Here is a 21379-nt window from a genome sequence, read left to right as displayed (position 1 = left end):
TTTACAGCTGCTCTTTGAGCACTTGCTCAAGCTGCTGATAAGGCACATAACCCGGAATCACCTGCTCACCCACAATCAGAGCTGGCGTCCCTCTCAGACCTAAGCCAGTAAACATCGCATAGTTATTCTCTAACTGTTTTTCCACTGAGTCACTGACATTAAGTTGCTCTGTCGTACCGGTTTTCTGCGCAATCTTCATCAGTGAAGCTGCATTATGAGTACCCGGTTTAGCAATCAGTAATTGATTCACCTGCTCGAACTTATCACGCTGATTATTCCAAACGTTAAGCGCATAGGCTGCTGTTGTTTGATATACATCGCCAGACTTTCATGCAGACCATCCACAATCTCAGGATTGGCCTCCAGCATCTCAACAATTTCTTCAATTTTATGCTTGTCTGATGCAGCGAGTACCGGTGTTGCGAATAGCGCGCTGACAAGTAGCGGTAAGGTTAACTTGTTAAACATAATAAATTCCTATTGATTCAGCCAAAGACGGGCAAGTAACCCTGGCGGAGTCGTAATGCCAGTTGTAACAGATTCAATTTTGCCGTCTTTAACGATAAAAATGGTCGGTGTGACCGAGATTGCCCATTGTCGAAACAGGGATGAATTGTGATCATTGATATTGTTGAATTGATAGCCGTGAGCTTGTTTGAACGCCTCGACTCTCGCCTCGGAGCCCGATGCGCCGGAGACCGCAACAACTGGATAGTACTGACTTATCCAGTCGACGGTCGGGCTAACAAATTTGCACACCGGACACCAGGTAGCCCAGAAGTAGATCACCACGGGCGTCTGGTAGCTCATCTCAATGATGTCAAGTTCAGTTCCGTCACTGTGATAAGCCACTATGTGTGGGGCACTTTCGGTCGCGATATCCTGACTGCGGTAGATATCCACCGCACTAGTGATCACAATAGCAATCACCAGATACTTGGTGATCTCTTTCAACCAGTAAAGGGCGCGTTTTTTCATTAACTGCGTTCTCCACTCGCTTGTTCAAGTGCTGACATCACCATATCACTGGTCAGAATCACAGGTAATGCGATCCCCTGCGGCGCTGAAGGTCCGTAGACAATATTGAATGGCACACCAAAGCGACCATTGGCACGCAGATAATCCGTCACAGCGCCGTCGGGATGAGTCCAGTCTCCCTGTACCGGCACCACCTTGCTGTGATTAAGCGCCGAGTAAACGGGATCTTGCAGAATCACACCAATTTTGTTGGCCTGACAGGTCACACACCAATCTGCGGTAACATTAACAAATACGGTTTTACCCTGCGCAACTGAGCTGGTGATGATCTCATCTGATAATGGCATCCATGCCAGATCTTGCGGCAGTGGTGTTGACCAGTGTTTTGCCGTCACACTGCCACCGATCAGCGCGCCAACTAACACAATAAGCGACGCTCCACCTGAGATTGCCAAGGCCTTATCGCCATAGACACGTTTGGTCTTTGCCAACAAGGCAACAAATATCACCACAGTAATGACCACTACCCAAAAAGGCGGTAGATGGTTAGTGAGCAGATAAAGCAGCCAGACGCTGGTTATTAACATCATTGCCCCAAACAGCAACTTAACCTTATTCATCCACGCTCCCGGTTTAGGCAAGTATGCTGCCACTCCAGGAAAGGCAGCGACAACAAGCCACGGTAAGGCCATACCTAACGCTAAGGCGGTGAATATCAGTATCATTTCCAGCGCGCTCGCCGCCAGTGCAAAAGCAACAGCTGTGCCAAGAAAAGGCGCTGAACATGGGGTAGCCAGTAGGGTGGCAAACATCCCCTGAAAGTAATGACCCACATAGGAATCATCTCCTTTCGACGCCAACCATGTATTGGTATTGACAGAGAGGCGAAACTCAAACAGTCCCAACATGTTGGCGCCGAACAGTGCAGTGACCGCTACCATAAGGCCGATAAACCATGGACTCTGGGACTGTATACCCCAGCCTATCGCATTACCTGTCAGCTTCAATATCAATAGGAAAGCAGCCAGTAACCAAAACGAGGTAATAATGCCCGCTGATGATGCAATAAACTGCAGCCGTACTTTGCTCCTCGCCAGTCCCTGAGCGTGAATCACGCCACTGAGTTTCATGCCTAATACAGGCAATACACAAGGCATGACGTTAAGGATCAAACCACCAAGTAGTGCAAAGCCGACCATTTCGATCAAGCTGAAACCGCCACTGACTGCTGAGATCGCGCCAGTACTCACCGATGTCGATTGTTCAGCAAAGAAGTCATTGTCTTTCACCGTCACATCGACCGATTGGCCACTAAGGTCAATCTCACCTAACCATGTCGAGACATCAAACAGAGCCACCAGCTTTGAACCATCCACCTCAACCGATTTAAGCTGATAACTGTAATCACTAATCACTTCATTACGACTATCGACTATCAGCTCAGGAGAGCGCCAACCAAGCGGCTTAGTTAAGGTGACTTGTAACTGATTGCTGTTCGGATCCCAGGTAGCATTTTGCTGTTCAATCAGTGGCGACGATTTGGGTACCTGACTGATCGCTTGGGCGTGGGTGAACATTGCCGATTCAGACACCTCAAGTTCACTCGGCACAAACGTCAGAGAGAATGGATAATCCGTTAGCACACAGATAGTCGTACATGATGACAGAGTGAGATCAGCATCCAGCTTTACTGGCTGGTTGAAATCTTTGATGTGTAGCGTCATCGGTATGACAGTGGCGCTCTTATAGCCTAAGGTATGAATACCAAGCAGGTTAAACTGCTGTGGGTAAGGCCAATGCCAGTCAACTAACTCAAGATTGGTAGAATTTTTCCATTCAATGCTTGGAGCGATACCGCCTTCACCAGGGGAGCGCCAATAGGCTTTCCAGTCACCATCAAGCTCGATTTGTAAAAAGCCTTCGACGGTGTTCTCCTTCGGGTTTACTTGTCCGGTTAAGACGAAACGAGTTTTGACTGGTGGGTGTTCTGGCTTTGTCATCCAGCCAGTATCAACCTCTGCATGAGAGGTTGCAGAAAAGAGCACGCTCGCAACTAACAGCCAGAGGCCAAATATGGTGCGCAGTGCATAGAGAGTTTTGTTGTTCATTTATGTGTCCAATAGCACCCTGATTTCAGGGTAAAAAATAACAAATACAAACCTTGTCTGATCTCATTGATCAGTTTGGACAATCGTTATTCTCTGAACACACATAAAGTAAGATGAAGCCGGGACTTAGGGACAATCGGTTCGGTAAATTGCGCGGCGACAGGTCGGGTTGAAATTAACCAGGCGACAATGACCAACAGAGCAATAAAGCTAGTAATAACAATATGTTCAAGATTGACCTTGGCGCTGTTTAGTAGCTTTTCGGTTAAATCGCACTGCTCACCGATGTCTGACTTTTGCTCAGTTATCTGAGCCTTATTCGCTAATACAGACTGCTTAAACTGACACACACTGAATAGCCCTGAGTTCTGCATAAGGCAGATAGCAAACACCCATCCGATAAGCATCAGGGTGATTCGAGATGTTCTGGCAGGAGTATTAGGGCTAGATATCAAAACTTATCGGCTTCTCTGTGTTAAACGATGAATGTTATCAGACTGATTGGCAACCAATGTTAGTGTAATGTCTGAAAAGTCTTACTGTATTTTCTTTTGTAAGAAAATCTTGTCCGTACCGGCAGTGGGAAATCCACTATATCGCCCCACTTCGTCGAAGCCTAACTTGGCGTAAAAATCGGGCGCTTGAAAACTGTAAGTATCAAGATAGAGATGTGTAACACCAAATCCTTTCGCCTCCGCCTCTATCCGTTCCATTAGCATCGAACCTATTCCAGAGTTGCGATGTTTATCATCAACCCAGAGAAACTCAACAAACAGAGTATTGGTATAGATGTCGCCCGTCAGGCCACCAGCAAAGTTACCCTCATCGTCCTCAACGTAGCATGCCAGTGTCTGGACCTCCTCGTCAGGCAGGTGGCGCATATTAAAAGATTTCAGACCACTATAGATCACGTCTTTAATGTTTTTAGGCGGATTGAGAACAAACTGCACATTCATATGACTTCCTCATCTCGACAACATTTCTGGCACAAAAAAGGCCAGCTAACTGCTGACCTGTCTGACTACTTAGCTTGCAAATGAGCTTAGCATCCAAATAGCAAGCACGACAAATATCAACCCCATAAACTTGTGCTGATAAGTGCGAAACTTTTCATTTTCTAACAATGGCTTGCCCAGAGTTCCCACGAGTCCAACCAATAATAAATTGAACAGTAAGCCAAACACATTCAACAGTAATCCAAGTGCCAACATCTGTTCACCAGAGGTTGCGCTGATATTACTAGACACAAATTGAGGCAAAAACATCATAAAGAAGACGAGTGCTTTAGGGTTGAGTAAATTACTCACCAAAGCTCGTTGATAGAAGGTTGTCGCCACTTTACTACTGCCTTCCAACTCAGGCGAATCAGCCGCACTGGCGCGCAAACAATCCCAGCCCATTTTCAGCAGATACGCGCCACCAAGTAAGTGCAATGCCTTGAGTGCAATTGGGCTCATCGCGATCAAGGCCGAAACGCCCAACGCCGCCAATAGAGTCAAGATGATCCCAGAAGTCGCGTTACCTAAACTGGCAAAAATACCCACTTTTCGACCATAGCTCATGCTTGAGCTAGCAATCAGCAGCATATCCGGCCCCGGCAACAACAGCAGAGCGACTACCGCGGTTAAATAAAGCGGTAGGACAGTTATATCAATCATTTTTATAATTTCACAACAGCAGCAAAGCGCGGGATTTTATCCCAAACATCAATCACAATCCATACATAAAACAAAAGCAAACATCCAAAATTCAGAACAAATAACAACCACAAAACAGAGGTATTAAAAACAACATTAGAGCAATTTTGTACAAAAATAACTAACCGCTATAAGCTAGACTGAATCAACGATCTGTTAACAACGTATTTTGCAAGGAAAGCGAATGGCAAAGCGTGTAAAAGAGTCAGCCAATTTCCAACTTGCCAGTGAACTGGGAGGTTTGGAGCTGCTAGATGCAAAATATACGAATCAGAACTTTTCTCGCCATAGCCATGAAGGCTATACCATAGGTGTGATTGAAAAAGGCGCACAACGCTTCTATCGAACTGGCGGAAACCATATCGCACCACAAGACAGCATTATTCTTGTTAATGCAGATGAGGTTCATAATGGCCAAACCGCAACCGAAGACGGCTGGGAGTATAAGGCTATGTACCCACTGCCTGAACAGTTTGAACAACTCAGCCAAGGCTTGTGTGCTGGACTCGCCGCTCCCTACTTTACCGAACCCGTAGTCTATGACCCCGAACTGGCTCAACAACTGAGACTGGTTTTCAATACACTGGCACAGTCTGACAATAAGCTGCTCAGAGAAACCTTGGTCTATGGCACCTTAGTCAAGTTGGTCTCTCGCCATAGTAAAACCAGAGTTAATTGGGAGCCCAAAACCCGAAGTCAAAGACAACTGGCTATGGTTAAGGAATTTCTCGACGATTTTCCCCAAGCAGACGTCAGTTTGGAAGATCTATCTAAGCTAGCTGGTCTAAGCCCCTATTACCTAACACGTAATTTTCAAAAGGAGTTTGGGCTGCCACCCCATGCATACCAAATTCAGGCACGACTTCGAGTGGCAAAACAACTGCTTCGCCAAGGAATGACTATTTCTGACGTAGCGCAAGAAACGGGGTTTCATGATCAAAGCCATTTTCATCGTCACTTTAAACGGGCAATGGGCGTGACACCTAAGCAGTTTATTGGCAGTAAATAGAAAGCAATAACGTACAAGCCGCCGATTACTTAACTGTGACTAAATGAATGTCACTATCACCACACGTAGAAAGAAACATGAGTAGCATGACCATAGATATAGACACACAAATCAGTCGCTCCCAATTGTTCTGGCAAGGTACGCTCGCAATGGTGCCACTCAGTATTGCCGTTATCCCCTGGGGCGTGCTAGCTGGCTCCTTTGCATTGGAGTCCGGGCTGACTGTCGTTGAAAGCCAAGCGCTATCCGCCATCTTGTTTGCAGGTTCCGCACAGCTAGTCGCGACAGGCATGTTTAAGGCAGGTGCAACCTTGACCACCATGCTTTTAGCGATCTTTTTTATTACTTCAAGGCACTTTCTCTACAGTGTATCGATGAGAAGCAAAATCAGCCCGCTACCACTCAAGTGGCGACTTGGACTAGGATTCCTGCTCACCGATGAACTGTTTGCTATTTGCGGTCAACAGTCTGAAAAGCAGTTCAATCGCTGGTATGCGCTTGGTGCCGGTGTTAGCTTTTATCTTTGTTGGAACCTCGCCACCTTGGTCGGCATTGTCGCTGGCAGTTACATTCCGGCGATGAATGAACTTGGATTGGAGTTTGCCGTCGCAGCAACCTTTATCGCTTTGGTTGTGCCCAACATTAAATCCTCCCCCGTCTTAGTCGCGGTGGTCGTCTCTTTAACGACCTCCGTAATGTGCAGTTTGTCGGGTATCGAATCGGGGCTAATGATAGCCAGTATTGCAGGTATGCTCGCAGGTTATATTGCCGAGTCACTTAAAGGACGTATCGTATGATTATGTTATCTATTTTGGCAATGACGTCACTGGTATTTTTAAGCCGCTACCTGTTCTTGGAGCCTCGTTTACCACTGAGACTCAACCCACAAGCTCAGCGACTACTGGCCTACTCCAGCCCTTCTGTGCTAACCGCGATTTGTGCGCCTATCGTATTTATGCCTGAGCAGGAGCTTTGGGTATCGGCAGACAACCCTTACCTGATTGGTGCTCTCGTTGCGGCGGTACTGGCTTGGAAAACCAAAAACGTACTGCTGACGACCATTGTCAGTATGGTGCTGTTTCTATGTCTTAAACTCTTTTAACCGAACAGAGCCGCGAACAGAAACAATACAACGGCTATAAAAAACCTCCAATTGAGTCGTCAATTGGAGGTTGGTCCGTGTCCTAGGGGTAAAGTAACGTGCTTTTTAGTGCGCAACCCACTCTATTTCAATCAAGGTTTTGTCTGCTTCTCTTAATCTTGCCAAAAATACATCGGATGGATGTACCTCACCAACCCCTTGTGGCGTACCGGTCATAATAATGTCGCCATCGCACAACGTAGTAAAAGTAGAGAGCTCATCGACTATCGTTTGTGGAGAGTACATCATCTGCGTCACTGAGCCTTTTTGCACTCTTACGCAGTTTATAAATAGCTCAATTTCTAACTGTTCAATTTTTAGTCCTTCAAGAGGAATAAAACGGCTAAACAACGCGGAGCCATCAAACGCTTTCGCTCGTTCCCACGGTAATCCCTTCGACTTGAGTCTCGATTGCAACTCTCGCTTTGTTAGATCAAGACCTACACCAACAGCCGATAATCTGCCCTCTGAAACAAGAAAGCAGATTTCACCTTCGTAATGGAGCGGCTCTTGGTGAAAGGATTGTAGTTGGGTCGTTATCGAGCTTGGCGGCTTGGAAAACACCACCATTTGCTCTGGAATGGCGTTATTCAACTCTTGGATATGCTCTAGATAGTTTCGACCAACACACAATATTTTGGTCGGTTGGACCAAAGATTCTCCAAGCTTTACTGAACTCATGTCACCATCCCTGACTGATATTTTTGAGAGAAAGGCTATTCTAGTCTAAGTGGCTAATAAAAAAATGATTTAGGTAAAAATATCAGAACCACTGCCCATTATTACTGACGCTTAGGTCAACAAGGAGAAAAACGCCTATCCAATAACAGATAGGCGTAAATACGATACCGTATTTAAAATCTAGACTTTCGGTTAAAGGAAGTAACGCGCTCCTACTATCCACTTGTCATCATCTTTGGTGGTTGGATCGTCATCACCCAAATCGATTTCATATCCAGCGAAAGTGACTAAGTTAGCGGTAATCGAATATTCCGCCTGAATCGCGGTCTGGCTGTAAAGGGTAAAATTCGTTTTATCGTTCTCTACCGCCTCATAGTTAACGCTAAGGTTAATGCCGTTTGTCATCCCAAACGCCAACAAACCTTCCACTTGAACGGTCTCTTCTAAGCCATCGTAGAAGTATTCATTCATGCCGTAGACACCCGCCACATACAGGCCGTTACCATAGCTACCGTAATTCAGCGCAAACATGTGGGAGTTAGCGTCTCGTTTTACACTAGAGATCTCAAGGTCACCACCAGAGTAGGTATACCCCAGCCCAATACCCATAAAGTGGGCTTTCAGAGCAACTTGTACTCTTGCATCAGCGTTAGATTCAGTCTCCTCACCTTGCCAGCCTAAACCGAAATCAACGCCACCATCTTCACTGAACATAAGCGACTTTCTGTAGCTGACCATTCGCTCACCACGTCCAGTACCTAGTAGGTTATGGTTTTCATAGAGATAATCATTCGCGAAGGCGATAGGCAAATCTGCAACTCCCGCCACATCATAATAGGGAGCCCACTGAGTCCCGACCACAAGGCGACCCGCCTGTTCATGTGTGATACCTAAGTAGCCTAGACGTGTAGAGAAGGTATTTTCTCCACCATCAAGGTAGTTAAGTGACCATTCACCTTTGGCGTCAACCACCACACCGTTGCCAAGATCCTGCGTACCGGAAATGTTAATTCGAGGGGAGACTTGATTGACGTCGACGTCCTGATTCGCTGGACGGGTTGAAGTGCCTTTATCGTACTCGCCGATCCCGACATCGACATAACCACCGATTGAAATTGTCGAACCTTCGCTGCTGTATATTTCTGCCGCGAAGGCGTGAGTACCACTTGCTGCTGCCACGATAGCCGCGGCTAATAATTGAGTTTTCATAATTAATGTCCGTATTTGGTTTAACCAGTGTCCGAATTAGCACTTAGTGACTAATTACTGCACGAACATCTAAACCCTAGTACGGAATTTCAAAAATTTAAGTGCAACTGAGTGCTTAAGAGGTGATTTATTTTGTCACAACGTCACTTCAAAAAAATTAATCACCAGTTAAGCATATAAATTATTTAAACTTTCTACTTCGCGATCATCACCCACATCAAATGACGATCAAGATCACATTTTTATAAATTAATGGGAACTTTTCATAAACCGCCAAGTAATAAGCGTATCGGAAAATGCCCATGAATAGGCCAACGGAAAACATTTAAGAGAGAAAAGGATACGAGAAATGAAATAAAACACCCCGCCAATCATTATTTAACGGGGTGTAGAGAAGGTGAGAGATTATTCGCTGCTATCTTGCATTAACGGCTTTAATAAAGACTTGCTGAGCACCTTCAACATTGAGAGCCTTTGCTTCTTCGAGTAGCGCAAGGGCTTTGTCTAACATGCCAACTTTCACCGCGTTTTCGATACTAGTCAGATAAAACTGCTGCTGTTCAACCGAAAGCGACAATGAGGCATCACTTGAAGCAACAACCGAGCGAGTCGCCGTGCTCTGTTTCTCTTGAGCAGCTAACTCGCCTTTGAACTTCTGTTGGGCAGTATCCGTGCTGGAAACAGTCAATGGTTCTTCAACAACAACTGCACTGTCAACTTTCGCGACAATACTCAATAGCCCATGCTGAGCATGAGGAATGATAGGGTTTGGAACGTCTGGTGGGTAGTTGCCACGTGCAATCGCATCAAGCTTAACGGGATGAAGGATTTCCGACTTTCCTTTGGTCAACTCAGGCGTTGTGTAAATTAGTAACTTAACGCGTTGCTGCCCTACTGGCTGGATAGTGATCTCTGTGGTCAGTCTGTCGCCTTCTAATCCGTAGGCATGTTTATACTCGAAATCTTCTGTGCTGAATGCTTTTAATACTTGGTTATTTTCATTCAAAAGCAGAGCATTTGGATAGAAAACACTCTTTTTGAAATGGCTAATAATTTCGAGTTCTAGTTCTTTTCCTTGAGTATTAATATCGAAAGCCGCTATTGGACTCATACCCGTAGGAAATTGATAATTCTGGTTCTTTTCATCAATTGAGAAGTTAATTCGCTTGGTTGGCTCAACTTTAACCCATTCTATCTCTGAATAAGACTCAGCGACTTGAGATACATTTTGAGTATCAAATACAACCGTTTCTGTTGCCGTACAGCCTAACAGGGCCATACTAATTGCGCAGCCTAGAACTAAATGCTTCATCTAAACCTCTCCACTGAACGAAAAAAGCCGACTTAAGTAAGCCGGCTATTACTTAGGACTTATAGGACTCGGAAACTATATTACCACCAAGCTTCCATTTGAATACCAACGCTGAACTCAGAATCGTCAGTACCTTTTGCAAAGCTGTCTGCTTCATGATCCATGAAGTAAGAACCGTAAACACGGATTTCAGGACGAGCCCAGAAGCTAGAGCCTGCAGACCATGCTTGAGCAACAGTCAACTTAGAACCTGATGCGTCTTTGGTTGTTCCGCTTTTCTTAGTTTCATCAGCGAAGTAACCTGCTTCAAATACAGTTTTCATGTTTTCATCCCATTTGTACACTGGACGAACAACCGCATTGTAAGCTGTGATATCACCATCGTTAGTATCAGATGCTTGAGCGTACATTACTACGTGACCTAGTTCCCATGACTCACCTAGACCTGTTACACCCCAGTTGATGATACGGAAACCATCAGCATCGTTGTTTCCACCTTTGCGGTCATACCAACCACCGCCACCGTACGTAGCCATTTGCTTACCGTATGATGCCGTACCGTACTGAAGAACAGTCTGGTTGAAGCCGTTAGATAAACCTTGACCAATCACCGCAGTTAAAAGAACGCCATCATCAGCTTGAACATTTTGGTTCTTCGCTTCAGAAGCAAAATCGTAAGCAACCGCTAGCTCTAGGTTAGCATTTTCCCACAAGTTGATACCTGCGTAACGAAGGTCCAATGTGTAGCCAGAAACGGTTTCGTCTTTCGTTTGAGCTTCAGACTTGTAACACGCATCAGTACTTGGTTTACCATCACAGCCAGCTAGATCTTTGTCAAAAACATAAGCCGTGCCATCATCAACTGTCTGAGTACCATCATCGTGCATTACAGCTACAGATAGTTTACCGCCGCCAACTGACAGATTTTCGATACCGCCACCTGCACCACCAGACGTGTCTAAGAAGTAGAAGTCTGTGATATGGATATCTTTACGTTGGTAGTAACGTTGACCAGCCCAAAGTACAGCTTCTTTATCTGATTCGAAAAGGCCTTTAGCTTGAACATTCATAACACGCAGAGCGTTAGAATTGCCTTCCCAGTTATTGTTACCAGCCTGACCGTATGCAACCAATGTTTCTAGGTTGAACGTTACGTCGTCTTTGTTGTACAACTCAGCGTTAAGACCAATTTCTGCATATAGGTCGTCTTCATTGCCTAGACGGCCTACTTTATTCTTTTCATAAGTGACATGAGAACCTTCACCGCTCAGACCTACACCACCACGCGCATAACCATGGAAGTCCACGTCGGCTGCGAATGCGCCAGCAGATAAAGTCGTCGCCACTGCAGCAGCAATTAAACTTACTTTTTTCATTATTAACTCCATTTAGGGATTATTATTCTTTGGCTCTCTTCTTGGCTCACTCTGTAAAGGCAGAAACAGATTGTTAATAAAAGAGAGGTAAGATGGGAGTCAGGCTAGAGCCCTTGTCCCCGTTTGTTTCAACTGCTGCAAGATTAACGGGGGAGTAGAAATGGCAACTCATCCAGATGAAAAATAGTTAGGGGGGATGAGAAAGGATGAGAAATCATACCGGACAATGTTTTTTAGGCTTCAATCACAAAAATTAGGGTGAGAAATAACTTTCTGACAAAAATATCTCGCGCCAAATGTTAGATAGCTCACTTAACCACGCCAGAGCGTCATAATTATGAAATAAAATTACAATCATTATTTTTTTCAGAGGCGCTTGACCAATTCATTGCAAAACTATTTACTAAAGATCAAACGATAAATTATTTTAATAAGTCATGATGATGCAGTGCTCTCGTCCCTATCCTCTAGGTGCCACCCTTAGCACCGAAGGATGTAATTTCTCTATCTTTGCTCCTGATGCGAAATCTATTCAGCTTGCGCTGTTTGATGAAAAGGATCAGATCACCACCTATCCTTTGGACGGAGAGTACGCGGGCATACGCTTCACCTTTGTTCCGCAAATTCGCAAAGGCCAAAAGTATGCGTATGTGGTGCAGCGCAACGGTAAGCCACATCTGATTTCAGATCCTTATGCCAAAGGCTTAGAAAAACCACTGTTTTATCAAGTGCCATTCAACAGCGAACAGAGCTTTGCTCTGGCAAAATGTGTGGTTGTCGATGACAGTTTTGACTGGCAGGGAGTGGAGAGCCCACGCAGACCTCGTGACGAAATGGTCCTGTTTGAAACGCACGTAAAAGGCGTATCAAAGCTGCATCCACAAGTCGAAGAGCGTCACAAAGGGCGCTATCTGGGCTTAGTCAGTGATGCGATGCTCGATTTCTATAAACAACAGAACATCAATACACTCCAGCTACTCCCTGTCGCCGCCTGCATGCACGAGCCACACCTGTTGAACATGGATAAGGTCAACTACTGGGGATATAACCCTTACCTATTCATGGTGCCAGACCCTAGATATGCGGCTCACGATGCTGTCACGGAACTAAAAACCGCTATCCGTGAATTACATCGAAACGGGATCGAAGTGATTCTCGATGTGGTCTATAACCACACCGCCGAAGGTGGCGCTGATAGCCCAATCTTTAACTTAAAAGCTTTAGACAAGCGATATTACTTTAAACAGGGCGATCACTACACCAACTATACAGGCTGTGGCAATACACTCGATTTATCCTATCAGGCAAGTTTGAATCTGGTCATGGATACGCTGCGCTATTGGGTTAGCGAATATAAAATCGACGGATTCCGCTTTGATCTAGCCGCCACACTCGGTCGCAACGGTGAACACTTTAGCCCTGAAGCTGCGTTCTTTAAAGCCGTCGCTCAAGACCCGATTCTGAAAGAAGTAAAACTGATCGCAGAGCCTTGGGATATTGGTCCTAACGGTTATCAGGTAGGAAACTTTCCGTTTGGTTGGAATGAATGTAATGACCGTTTGCGCGATATCACGCGAAGCTTTTGGCGTGGCGATCAAGGATTTCTAAAGGAGTTTGCCACTCGAATAATGGGGTCACGAGATCTCTACAGTGCCGCTAACTGGCCGTATAAACTGACGGTCAATTACATCACATACCATGACGGTTTCTGTATGCAGGATCTTGTCTCGTACAAGCACAAGCACAATGAGGCCAATGGGGAGCAGAACCGTGATGGACACGGTGACAACCGTTCGGATAACTATGGTGTGGAAGGCAAGAGCGACAATCCGGTGATCATAGAGAAGCGTGAAAAGCAGAAGCGTAACTTTATGGCCAGCCTACTGTTTGCTTTTGGTATTCCACATATTCTGACCGCCGACGTTCTTTCCCATACTCAAAATGGCAACAACAACGCGTATTGTCAGGATAACGAGTTAAGCTGGATTAACTGGCATACAACCCCAGACAAAGAGAGTTTCAAGTCGTGGTTAGCCGATATGGTAAAAGCTCGCCAGCAATATATGGTGCCATTTATTCGTGCTTTCAGTGGTGCAAAACGCAATAACAACCGTATTTTCTGGCGCAGAATTGATGGCAGTTTCATGGAACACGATGATTGGAATCGCCTCAGTTCAGTCGCCTTGCATCTGGGCATTGGCAAACATGGTGATGAGTTGTTCTACTGTATCAACCAAACCAATGCGCCCGCTCGATTTACGCTTCCAGAGACTAATGGCAAAGAGGGGTAATGGTGTGCAATACCGACTCACACGAGCTCCATCAAACCATAGATCATAAACAAGCTTTGGTGGCCCCTGCATCTTTAGCCATCTTCCACTTAAAAGCCTAATGATCAATCTAGCGACATAGTGATATGTCGCTAATTTTTAACACTTTTCCTACAAAAAATCTGGACTTGTGTTGATTGATGTGAATATGAAATCAGTTTAAACTATCGGCCATCGTCCGTTCCCCTAAAACATCAGTTGGCAATCCATGGCATTACCCAAGTTGGTAATTCGAACCTTAAAGCCATACATCATTCTATTAGTTATAGGTATGGTCTATGCTGCTTTTCAGCAACTTAAACAGTCGGAATACAATGCTTACCAGCAATCATTTGTGAATATAAAAACCGCTTCCGACTTAGTATCTTCACAACTCGAAGCAGCCTCCAGTAAACTGTTTCTCTTAGCCGATTCGTCTAACGAGGAGGATTTTGTCTCTACAGCTCAACGTATTCTCAAATATACCCCAGCTTACAATGATATCATTTACAGAAATAAGCAGCACACCAAATATCAATCTATACAGCACAAAGCGACTTATTCAGAGCAACACTCGGATATCGTTTGGCAACCGCTGGATGAAATCTCTACAAAATTCACCGTGTCCTCTATCTACCCTAAAGCGTCCAATCAATGGGTATTTGCCGTCAGGTATATACCGGATGAGTATCGCGAAATTTGGATAGAATTTGACCTCAAATCTGCCACACAAAGTTTGCGTGCTCTGCGGACATTAGACAGTGGATATGTGTTTGTCGTTGACGCCATTAGCGGAAGGCTGGTTTTCCACCCAGATCCAAAGCGACTAGGTACACCATCAATCAGTTACCTTGCTGGCATTAGTGAGTTGATCAGTAGTGGGCTCTATTTCGGCAAGCATGAATATTATTACCAAGGTCAGTATAAGATGTCCGTCTTTAGTGCTGATAATAAACATAACTGGGTATTTATCGCAGGTACCGATCGAGCCAATATCTTAGCCACTTCTTATCAGTTTGCGCTGTCTGCTATTGTTATTGCCTCACTGATGCTGTTAGCAGTCGCGATTAACTATCTCACGTATCAACTCAACAAAAGTCTTGCACAATTGAATAACCGAGAAAATTTGGCGGACTTTAAACACTATTTAAAAGCCGTGCTGGATCGTTTCTGTCACCACAAAGGAATGCAACTATGTTTTTATGATTCGGATTACGGACACTTCACCACGATAGACTATCATGGCAATACAAAAGTCGTGCTGACTGACTCTACTCTGGCTAAGTGCTTTTCTCCGAATTCGATGAGTTACACGACAAGGCAATATGTCGATCCACTTGCAAAGAAACTGCACATCGCGTCTCGACACTATACGATCCCGTTGTTTGACAAAGACAACTTAATCGCAGTGATGTACATCAATGCCAATATACCAATCTACCGCACGATACTGACCATGATCAGAGATTACTCTGAAATCGCCTTGTCGAACCTAATACTTCACCAACAGCTACGAAATAGTGATGTGATGACACACCTAGACAACAAGTTGGCGCTGACGGAGCACATTGAACAAAACATTGAGCGTCATGGTTTGTACCTTGCGATGATTGATATCGACCATTTTAAAACCATCAATGACAACATCGGTCACTTAGGCGGTGACAAAGTCATTTATCATACCGCCGATTTAATGAGGCGTTGTTTTCCAAAGCCAGGTTCACTCAGCCTGTCTCGATATGGTGGCGAGGAATTCTGTATTTTGTTTCATGCCAATGATGAAAACCACGCTTATGAGCAATGTGAACTGCTACGTCAGATGGTGGAACAGTCACGCGTAGAACTGGATGAGTCTGATATCAGCTATACCATTAGCATTGGTATCACCGACAGCCAAATTAGTTCACACAGTACGATAAGCCGAGCCGATAAAGCCTTGTATCAAGCCAAAGGCTTTGGCCGCAATCAAGTGGTCTTGAATACCTTTCAGGAATGTTAACGGGAAGTGGACATGCACTTCCCTACACTACATTCATTACCTCGGATAACAGACAATATTGTGAAAAACCATACTCTCCGAGACAGCTTGATACCCGTGAGGTTAATCGCTGTAAAAGCGTAAGCTTTCGCCTTCGTTGAGCGAATGCCATTCTTGATCGAAGTAAATCCTCGCTTCACCTTTGATTACATGTACATGCTCAACGACTCCAGCACTGTGAGCATCAGACATCTGTTGATGATGTTGGGACAAAGTAATCTCGAATACTTCAAGACCGGTATCTTCTTTATATGGGAACAACGTTTTTACCTTCATGCGCGGATCTTCAGGAAACACCCTATCCGGTGACTGCAAATTAGGTTCGTTGGCAAAAAAAGCCGAAAAAGAGGTCTCCAAACCACTGGCAATTTTCCAAAGAGTGGCAATCGTAGGGCTTGATTCTTCCCTTTCTATTTGACCTAGCATTGCTTTAGATACACCAGTCAGCTTGGCCGTTGCATCTAAGCTCAGCTTTTTCTTTTTTCTTTCCGACTTTAAATGATTGGCAATTTGCGACTTAAAAATCGTCTCTTTCATTAATACAACTCCTATTGTGCGCTATAGCGCACAATGCTATCTTGGCAACTGTGCGTTATGACGCACGGCATAGCTTACCATAGAGAGTGGAATCACAATGGGAGTAACATCCATCGGTTACTCTTGGTATTACAAAATGCCAATCTTAATGGCTTGGTCGACACCTGGAGCGGCGATATTGGTCAGTTCCGCGTCGCAATATTCGTTACCAGCACTAGTCGCGGCCTTTGCTGTAACCGGACTACTGATATTTGTAACTGGTTTAATTTCGCCCCTTTCCAAAGCACTGCAACGTATTCCTTCTCCACTCGCAACCGCAATGTTAGCGGCAATCTTACTGCCTTTCTGTGTGAAAGCATTTGAGCCTGTCATGACCATGCCTATCATCTTTGGAGTAATGTTTTCGGCTTATCTTGTCAGCAAACGTTTTGTGCCTAAGTACACCATGCTTATCTTACTGCTCATTGGTCTATTCTTCGCGTTTCAGTCAGACCAAGCAGCCTTGAGTACATCGGTCTTGAAACTAGCGAAGCCAAACTGGGTCACGCCACAATTCGACCTATCGACCGTGCTGAACATTTCAATACCTTTGTACATAGTCACCATGCTCTCACAAAATTTGCCGGGTATCGCCATGATGAGAAGTTATCAGTATCAAGCGCCGGTCAAACCCATACTGCTCGGTACTGGGATAACCAATCTCCTATCGGCTCCATTTGGTGGACTCAGTCTCAATCTCGCGGCTATTTCAGCCGCACTCTGTATGACTGAAGACGTCGATAGAGATAAAAATGTGCGCTATAAAACAGTGTTGTGGGCTGGAGGTTTCTATTTGGTCGCTGGGATACTCGCCTCCTCCGTTGTCGCACTATTCGTCTCACTGCCTTTACAGATTACACATATGCTGGCGGGCTTCGCCCTACTCGGTACATTACTGATGTGTTTGCAAACTGCGTTTCAGAGTGACGATCTACGTGAACCAGCCCTATTAACCTTCTTGGTTACTCTTTCAGGAATGAGTCTACTTGGTATTAGCTCGACACTTTGGGGGCTGTTAGTCGGTGGGTTATATGTGTTTATTATGCGGAAGCGAAAGTCTGACTGACGCTCTGAGCATCATAATGAACCATTAACTAAATGATTAATTTCAACAAAGCGCACAAGCCATTGCGCTACTATGCTGTAACTTAAAAGCATGTTTGGAGAGTAAATCATGACGCTTAAAGCGATATCTGCACCACGAATTTTCGATGGAAACCACTACCACTATAATTGCGCCTTAGTCTGGGAGGAAAACCAGATAGCCTCGATACTCCCTGTTGGTGAATTGCCTAATGAAATAGAGCATCAACATTTTCCGACGGGTTTAATCGCCCCTGGATTTATCGATATACAAGTTAATGGTGGTGGCGATGTGATGTTCAACAATGACATCACAACACTCGGGATGGCAACCATATGTCAAGCCCATAGAAAACATGGTACTGCCTATTTACTGCCAACACTCATTAGCTCGACACCTGAAAATATTCAACATGCCCTCAACGCCATGCAGCAGGCGATGGAAGAGTCGGTTGCTGGTGTACTGGGTGTTCATTTAGAGGGGCCGTGGTTAAATGAAGAGAAGAAAGGGGCGCACGATGCCAACTTGTTTTACTCACCAACGGTAGAGCAACTCGAATCATTCCAATGGCCTAAACAAGGCAAGGTTCTGGTCACCGCCGCGATAGAAAATATCGACCGCTCCGCACTACTGTGGATGAAAGAGCATCAGGTTATTCTGTCATGTGGTCACAGCAACGCCAAAGCGGCTCAACTACCAGATGAAAAACGCTTGCTTATCGATGGTTTTACCCATCTATTTAATGCAATGTCTCCCTTAGAAGGTCGCGAGCCGGGCGTGGTTGGTACAGCACTCTACTCAGATCATAGCTGGTGCTCGATCATTACTGATGGGATCCATGTTCATCCTCAAAACGTAATGCTTGCTCACAAGGCGAAGCCACAAGGGAAACTGCTGATCGTTACGGATGCAATGGCGACAGTGGGTAGCAAAACCAATCAGTTTGTTCTCGACGGTGAAACCATCAAAGTGGTCGACAACAAACTGGTTAATAGTAACGGTAGTCTGGCAGGCGCTCATATTGGCATGGATCAATCAGTGGCGAATGTCATCCGTTGGGGAATTGACGAAGAAGAAGCGTTAAAAATGGCCGCAACCTACCCAGCTCAAGCGCTTCATTGCGACGATCTTGGAATGCTCCAGCCCCATTTCCGTGCGGCCGCAACCATACTGGATGACGACTACCAAAGCCAGGCCGTAATGGTTGACGGGATACTCTATCAATAGTGAGTCAGGAGGGACTCTCCTCCTTGGCTCTGTGCAACTCCCATCAGGCTCTAACCGACACTTTTTAGCGCACTACATTGTCGACAGCAAGTCTATTATTTTCCTATATCTTCTTGATTAAACGGGGCTTTGATTTAACAATAGCATCAATGATAAGGAGAATAGAATGTCAGACAAAATCTCTACCACCGCCTTGGCAAAACAACGTGAAATGGATGCTAAGAAGCTGTTTAGCGACCTTAAAGTTGCAGGGTATATCAATCGCTCAAATGATGGCTGGGTTCTGACAGAGCTTGGGATTAAATTTGGTGGTGAGTACATCGATCATACTAAATTTGGCCAGTTTATTGTTTGGCCAGAAAACCTCCTTATCGATTCCACCGCCACCAGCGGTAAAACCATGAGCGCCACCCAAATTGGTCAACGCTTTTCTCTCAGCGCGAAAAAGGTCAATCAGTTACTACAGGAATTGGGTTGGGTCACCAAAGGCGACAATGGCTGGCATGTCACTGCGTCTGGTCTCACTGTAGGCGGTTATCAGCGCGAAGACAAAGAGCGTGAACAACACTTTGTCGTTTGGCATGACTCGATTGTTCGCAACAAACGTTTGAGGCAGTCAGTTATTGAGTTCTCAGGGCAAGATGCCCAAGCGCACGCTACGGACAAGTCGTTGTCGAGTTTCAGGCAAAAGTTCGAAGCTAAGCATCGCACGCTAGACGGGCACTATGTGCGCTCTAAAGCAGAACTGATCATCGATAATTGGCTTTACATGAATGGTGTCGTCCATGCCTATGACCGTCAGCTACCGATTGAACAAGATGTACTGAGTGATTTTTATCTGCCAACCGGAAAAGTCTATCTTCAATATTGGGGTGACGACAACGCGACAACTCCAGAAAAACAGCAGCATAAAATTAGAGCCATCTATGAGGAGCATCATTTTGCACTAATAGAGGTGTTCCCTGATGAGATAGACAAGCTGGACGAAGTGCTGCCAGCTAAACTAAAACCTTTTGGTATCAAGGCGTATTAATCGTCGCTCACTGTACCAGCCAATCAACCTGATGCGTGTACTCTCTTCATGCTTGGGCAGCAACAGATAGTATCCACTGCTCAGATTTGACCATAAAAAACCTAAGCAATCATTTGCTTAGCTCATCCCCCGCACTAAATGAATAAAGTTTGAGCGGTTTCTGGTTCGACTTTTCGCCTAATAATCGCCAAAAACAGAAAAGATCCCATTAGGGATCTTTTCTTCAATGACGCCATCAACAGGCTAATTGCTACTTAGAGTATCTTGCTAACGCAGCCTGCTCTTTCGGCACCACTGTTTTACCAATTGGCGCGAGAGAAATGTACGCCAACTTTAAGTGTTGGAGCGCGAAAGGAATACCAATGATGGTAATAAAACAGGCCACTGCGGACATGATATGTCCTATCGCCAACCAAATACCGGCGAAAACAAACCAGATGATATTACCCACCAGTCCCAACGGGCTGGTACCTATATCTGTCTCATTAGTCAGCTCATCACGAGCGATAGCTTCTTGCCCAAACGGGAAGAAAGAGAAGTTGCCCATAACGAAACACGCTCGTCCCCAAGGGATGCCAATAATACTGATAAACGCCAGCAATCCAAAAAACCACCACATTAAACCCATGACGATACCACCGCACAGGAACCAAATTATGTTTCCAAGTGTTCTTAACACTGACTCTCTCCTTTGTGAAAAACCTTAGCCACTGAGCAATCATCGTACTTCAGTACTAGGAAGGGTGTATAAAATGAGCTTGAACGTGCCTTCCTTACTAGCGACCAGTATCAGGATCGTTCCTTAACCTAACATGAACAGTTTAAGACAAACCCTGCCAGACTGCGGTTGCGCCGCTGATACTACACAACAATAGCGCACCAAAACGGATTTTCTCTTTTGGCAATGAGTGAGTCGTCAACTGAGCGAGCATGTAACCGATCCAAGCCGCTGGGATGAGTGGCACGCTGATCCAGAGGTGATGGAGTGTCAAAAACCCTGCCGGCATTTGCATAAGCAATGAAATAAACGAACTAAAGACAAAAAACGCAGAAAGATTGCCTCGTAGTTGATTCGCTTCCTGATGTTGCAGCAATAATGCCATTGGAGGGCCGCCTATCGCTGAACTCGTGCCAAAAAAACCGGAGAAAAAGCCAGCGACGCCCATTCGCATTGGCGTCGGCTCGATACGGAATGGGAGCAGGCTCACCACCACCGCGAACAACACCAATAACCCGAGCCAGAGTGTCATCACATCAGTGGACACCATGACTAACAATACGCCACCAGCAATAGACCCCGGAACTCGCCCTATCAACGCCATTTTTAGACCACCAATCTCGACACTCGCACGATGTTTAAGTGCATTGAGTATTGAAATAAACAGAGCCACCAAACAGATAGGCGCGGGGACATAATCAGGTGAAACTAAAATCAACAGTGGCGCAGCAACAATCGCTAAACCAAATCCTATCGCCGTTTGAACAAACGACCCCAAAAAGATAAGAAAAGCAGCAATCAATGCCTCTGACGAGACCCATTCAGCGAACATATAAATAACAAAGATGAGAATTAGAATGAGTCCATCATAATCGAAGTTTGA

General features: G+C 45.2%; 18 protein-coding genes and 3 pseudogenes. 8 read left to right on the top strand and 13 right to left on the bottom strand.

Annotated features, from left to right (window positions below):
• Position 1 precedes the first annotated feature (1 nt).
• The 6 genes and pseudogenes from DA100_RS13875 to DA100_RS13850 all read right to left on the bottom strand — a co-directional run bounded on the left by DA100_RS13875 (position 2) and on the right by DA100_RS13850 (position 4744).
• Positions 2-468: pseudogene (locus DA100_RS13875) on the bottom strand (DsbA family protein).
• Positions 469-477: 9 nt separating this feature from the next.
• Entirely contained in the window at positions 478-978 is a 501-nt protein-coding gene (locus DA100_RS13870) for a protein disulfide oxidoreductase (protein WP_138972690.1), read from the bottom strand.
• A complete protein-coding gene (locus DA100_RS13865; RefSeq protein WP_138972689.1) occupies positions 978-3086 on the bottom strand; it encodes a protein-disulfide reductase DsbD domain-containing protein in 2109 nt (702 codons plus the stop codon). Before DA100_RS13865 ends, DA100_RS13870 begins: the two co-directional genes overlap by 1 nt.
• An 86-nt stretch (positions 3087-3172) precedes the next feature.
• Positions 3173-3493 (bottom strand): hypothetical protein, encoded by a 321-nt coding sequence (locus DA100_RS13860; RefSeq protein ID WP_138972688.1) that lies wholly within the window; start codon positions 3491-3493, stop codon positions 3173-3175.
• Positions 3494-3622: 129 nt separating this feature from the next.
• Positions 3623-4042, bottom strand: a complete 420-nt coding sequence (locus tag DA100_RS13855; RefSeq protein WP_138972687.1) for a GNAT family N-acetyltransferase — start codon at positions 4040-4042, stop codon at positions 3623-3625.
• Between the two features lie 69 nt (positions 4043-4111).
• Entirely contained in the window at positions 4112-4744 is a 633-nt protein-coding gene (locus tag DA100_RS13850) for a LysE family translocator (RefSeq protein WP_138972686.1), read from the bottom strand.
• A gap of 223 nt (positions 4745-4967) precedes the next feature.
• Between DA100_RS13850 and DA100_RS13845 the strand changes: the two genes are divergently transcribed.
• From DA100_RS13845 to DA100_RS13835, 3 genes are all read left to right on the top strand, one after another.
• Positions 4968-5792, top strand: coding sequence for an AraC family transcriptional regulator (locus tag DA100_RS13845; protein ID WP_138972685.1), 825 nt, complete (start codon positions 4968-4970; stop codon positions 5790-5792).
• 77 nt (positions 5793-5869) lie between these two features.
• Positions 5870-6589: an AzlC family ABC transporter permease gene (locus DA100_RS13840; protein WP_138972684.1), complete on the top strand. Its 720-nt coding sequence runs from the start codon at positions 5870-5872 to the stop codon at positions 6587-6589.
• Positions 6586-6894 (top strand): AzlD domain-containing protein, encoded by a 309-nt coding sequence (locus tag DA100_RS13835; RefSeq protein ID WP_138972683.1) that lies wholly within the window; start codon positions 6586-6588, stop codon positions 6892-6894. Before DA100_RS13840 ends, DA100_RS13835 begins: the two co-directional genes overlap by 4 nt.
• Before the next feature lie 105 nt (positions 6895-6999).
• Here DA100_RS13835 and DA100_RS13830 read toward each other — a convergent pair whose 3' ends face one another.
• From DA100_RS13830 to lamB, 4 genes are all read right to left on the bottom strand, one after another.
• The gene (locus DA100_RS13830; protein ID WP_138972682.1) at positions 7000-7614 is read right to left on the bottom strand and encodes a fumarylacetoacetate hydrolase family protein; all 615 of its coding nucleotides are present in this window, start codon (positions 7612-7614) and stop codon (positions 7000-7002) included.
• Positions 7615-7806: 192 nt separating this feature from the next.
• A complete protein-coding gene (locus DA100_RS13825; RefSeq protein ID WP_138972681.1) occupies positions 7807-8823 on the bottom strand; it encodes a porin in 1017 nt (338 codons plus the stop codon).
• A 415-nt stretch (positions 8824-9238) separates the two neighbouring features.
• Complete coding sequence (locus DA100_RS13820; RefSeq protein WP_138972680.1) at positions 9239-10135, bottom strand: MalM family protein; 897 nt, start codon at positions 10133-10135, stop codon at positions 9239-9241.
• 80 nt (positions 10136-10215) lie between these two features.
• Positions 10216-11511 (bottom strand): maltoporin LamB, encoded by a 1296-nt coding sequence (gene lamB / locus DA100_RS13815; protein WP_138972679.1) that lies wholly within the window; start codon positions 11509-11511, stop codon positions 10216-10218.
• A 437-nt stretch (positions 11512-11948) separates the two neighbouring features.
• Between lamB and glgX the strand changes: the two are divergent.
• Positions 11949-13903, top strand: a pseudogene (gene glgX, locus DA100_RS13810) (glycogen debranching protein GlgX).
• 209 nt (positions 13904-14112) lie between these two features.
• On the top strand, positions 14113-15819 hold the full coding sequence (locus DA100_RS13805; protein ID WP_240800927.1) for a diguanylate cyclase: 1707 nt from the start codon (positions 14113-14115) through the stop codon (positions 15817-15819).
• A gap of 36 nt (positions 15820-15855) precedes the next feature.
• Here DA100_RS13805 and DA100_RS13800 read toward each other — a convergent pair.
• Positions 15856-16395: pseudogene (locus DA100_RS13800) on the bottom strand (XRE family transcriptional regulator).
• A 97-nt stretch (positions 16396-16492) separates the two neighbouring features.
• Between DA100_RS13800 and DA100_RS13795 the strand changes: the two are divergent.
• The 3 genes from DA100_RS13795 (at position 16493) to DA100_RS13785 (ending at position 19778) form a co-directional block, all read left to right on the top strand.
• Positions 16493-17500 carry a benzoate/H(+) symporter BenE family transporter gene (locus DA100_RS13795; protein WP_138972677.1) on the top strand — a complete coding sequence of 336 codons (1008 nt, stop codon included), beginning with the start codon at positions 16493-16495 and terminating at the stop codon, positions 17498-17500.
• Between the two features lie 108 nt (positions 17501-17608).
• Positions 17609-18745: an N-acetylglucosamine-6-phosphate deacetylase gene (nagA, locus tag DA100_RS13790; protein WP_138972676.1), complete on the top strand. Its 1137-nt coding sequence runs from the start codon at positions 17609-17611 to the stop codon at positions 18743-18745.
• A gap of 166 nt (positions 18746-18911) precedes the next feature.
• The gene (locus DA100_RS13785; protein WP_138972675.1) at positions 18912-19778 is read left to right on the top strand and encodes a glycerol kinase; all 867 of its coding nucleotides are present in this window, start codon (positions 18912-18914) and stop codon (positions 19776-19778) included.
• Positions 19779-20028: 250 nt separating this feature from the next.
• Here DA100_RS13785 and DA100_RS13780 read toward each other — a convergent pair whose 3' ends face one another.
• The gene (locus tag DA100_RS13780) at positions 20029-20457 is read right to left on the bottom strand and encodes a YccF domain-containing protein (RefSeq protein ID WP_138972674.1); all 429 of its coding nucleotides are present in this window, start codon (positions 20455-20457) and stop codon (positions 20029-20031) included.
• 142 nt (positions 20458-20599) lie between these two features.
• The gene (locus tag DA100_RS13775; protein ID WP_138972673.1) at positions 20600-21328 is read right to left on the bottom strand and encodes a sulfite exporter TauE/SafE family protein; all 729 of its coding nucleotides are present in this window, start codon (positions 21326-21328) and stop codon (positions 20600-20602) included.
• Positions 21329-21379 lie beyond the last annotated feature (51 nt).

Origin of the sequence: Vibrio sp. Hep-1b-8, assembly GCF_006124995.1 — a bacterium.
GTDB lineage: Bacteria > Pseudomonadota > Gammaproteobacteria > Enterobacterales > Vibrionaceae > Vibrio.
The sequence above is the reverse complement of the archived record's forward strand: the minus strand, read 5'-3'. Positions and strand labels throughout refer to the sequence as shown.

Excerpts from the sequence above, each read along its gene's own strand:
- DA100_RS13870 (WP_138972690.1), bottom strand. The coding sequence starts at position 978 with ATGAAAAAACGCGCCCTTTACTGGTTGAAAGAGATCACCAAGTATCTG.
- DA100_RS13865 (WP_138972689.1), bottom strand. The coding sequence starts at position 3,086 with ATGAACAACAAAACTCTCTATGCACTGCGCACCATATTTGGCCTCTGG.
- DA100_RS13860 (WP_138972688.1), bottom strand. The coding sequence starts at position 3,493 with ATGCTTATCGGATGGGTGTTTGCTATCTGCCTTATGCAGAACTCAGGG.
- DA100_RS13855 (WP_138972687.1), bottom strand. The coding sequence starts at position 4,042 with ATGAATGTGCAGTTTGTTCTCAATCCGCCTAAAAACATTAAAGACGTG.
- DA100_RS13850 (WP_138972686.1), bottom strand. The coding sequence starts at position 4,744 with ATGATTGATATAACTGTCCTACCGCTTTATTTAACCGCGGTAGTCGCT.
- DA100_RS13845 (WP_138972685.1), top strand. The coding sequence starts at position 4,968 with ATGGCAAAGCGTGTAAAAGAGTCAGCCAATTTCCAACTTGCCAGTGAA.
- DA100_RS13840 (WP_138972684.1), top strand. The coding sequence starts at position 5,870 with ATGAGTAGCATGACCATAGATATAGACACACAAATCAGTCGCTCCCAA.
- DA100_RS13835 (WP_138972683.1), top strand. The coding sequence starts at position 6,586 with ATGATTATGTTATCTATTTTGGCAATGACGTCACTGGTATTTTTAAGC.
- DA100_RS13830 (WP_138972682.1), bottom strand. The coding sequence starts at position 7,614 with ATGAGTTCAGTAAAGCTTGGAGAATCTTTGGTCCAACCGACCAAAATA.
- DA100_RS13825 (WP_138972681.1), bottom strand. The coding sequence starts at position 8,823 with ATGAAAACTCAATTATTAGCCGCGGCTATCGTGGCAGCAGCAAGTGGT.
- DA100_RS13820 (WP_138972680.1), bottom strand. The coding sequence starts at position 10,135 with ATGAAGCATTTAGTTCTAGGCTGCGCAATTAGTATGGCCCTGTTAGGC.
- lamB (WP_138972679.1), bottom strand. The coding sequence starts at position 11,511 with ATGAAAAAAGTAAGTTTAATTGCTGCTGCAGTGGCGACGACTTTATCT.
- DA100_RS13805 (WP_240800927.1), top strand. The coding sequence starts at position 14,113 with ATGGTCTATGCTGCTTTTCAGCAACTTAAACAGTCGGAATACAATGCT.
- DA100_RS13795 (WP_138972677.1), top strand. The coding sequence starts at position 16,493 with ATGGGAGTAACATCCATCGGTTACTCTTGGTATTACAAAATGCCAATC.
- nagA (WP_138972676.1), top strand. The coding sequence starts at position 17,609 with ATGACGCTTAAAGCGATATCTGCACCACGAATTTTCGATGGAAACCAC.
- DA100_RS13785 (WP_138972675.1), top strand. The coding sequence starts at position 18,912 with ATGTCAGACAAAATCTCTACCACCGCCTTGGCAAAACAACGTGAAATG.
- DA100_RS13775 (WP_138972673.1), bottom strand. The coding sequence starts at position 21,328 with ATGTTCGCTGAATGGGTCTCGTCAGAGGCATTGATTGCTGCTTTTCTT.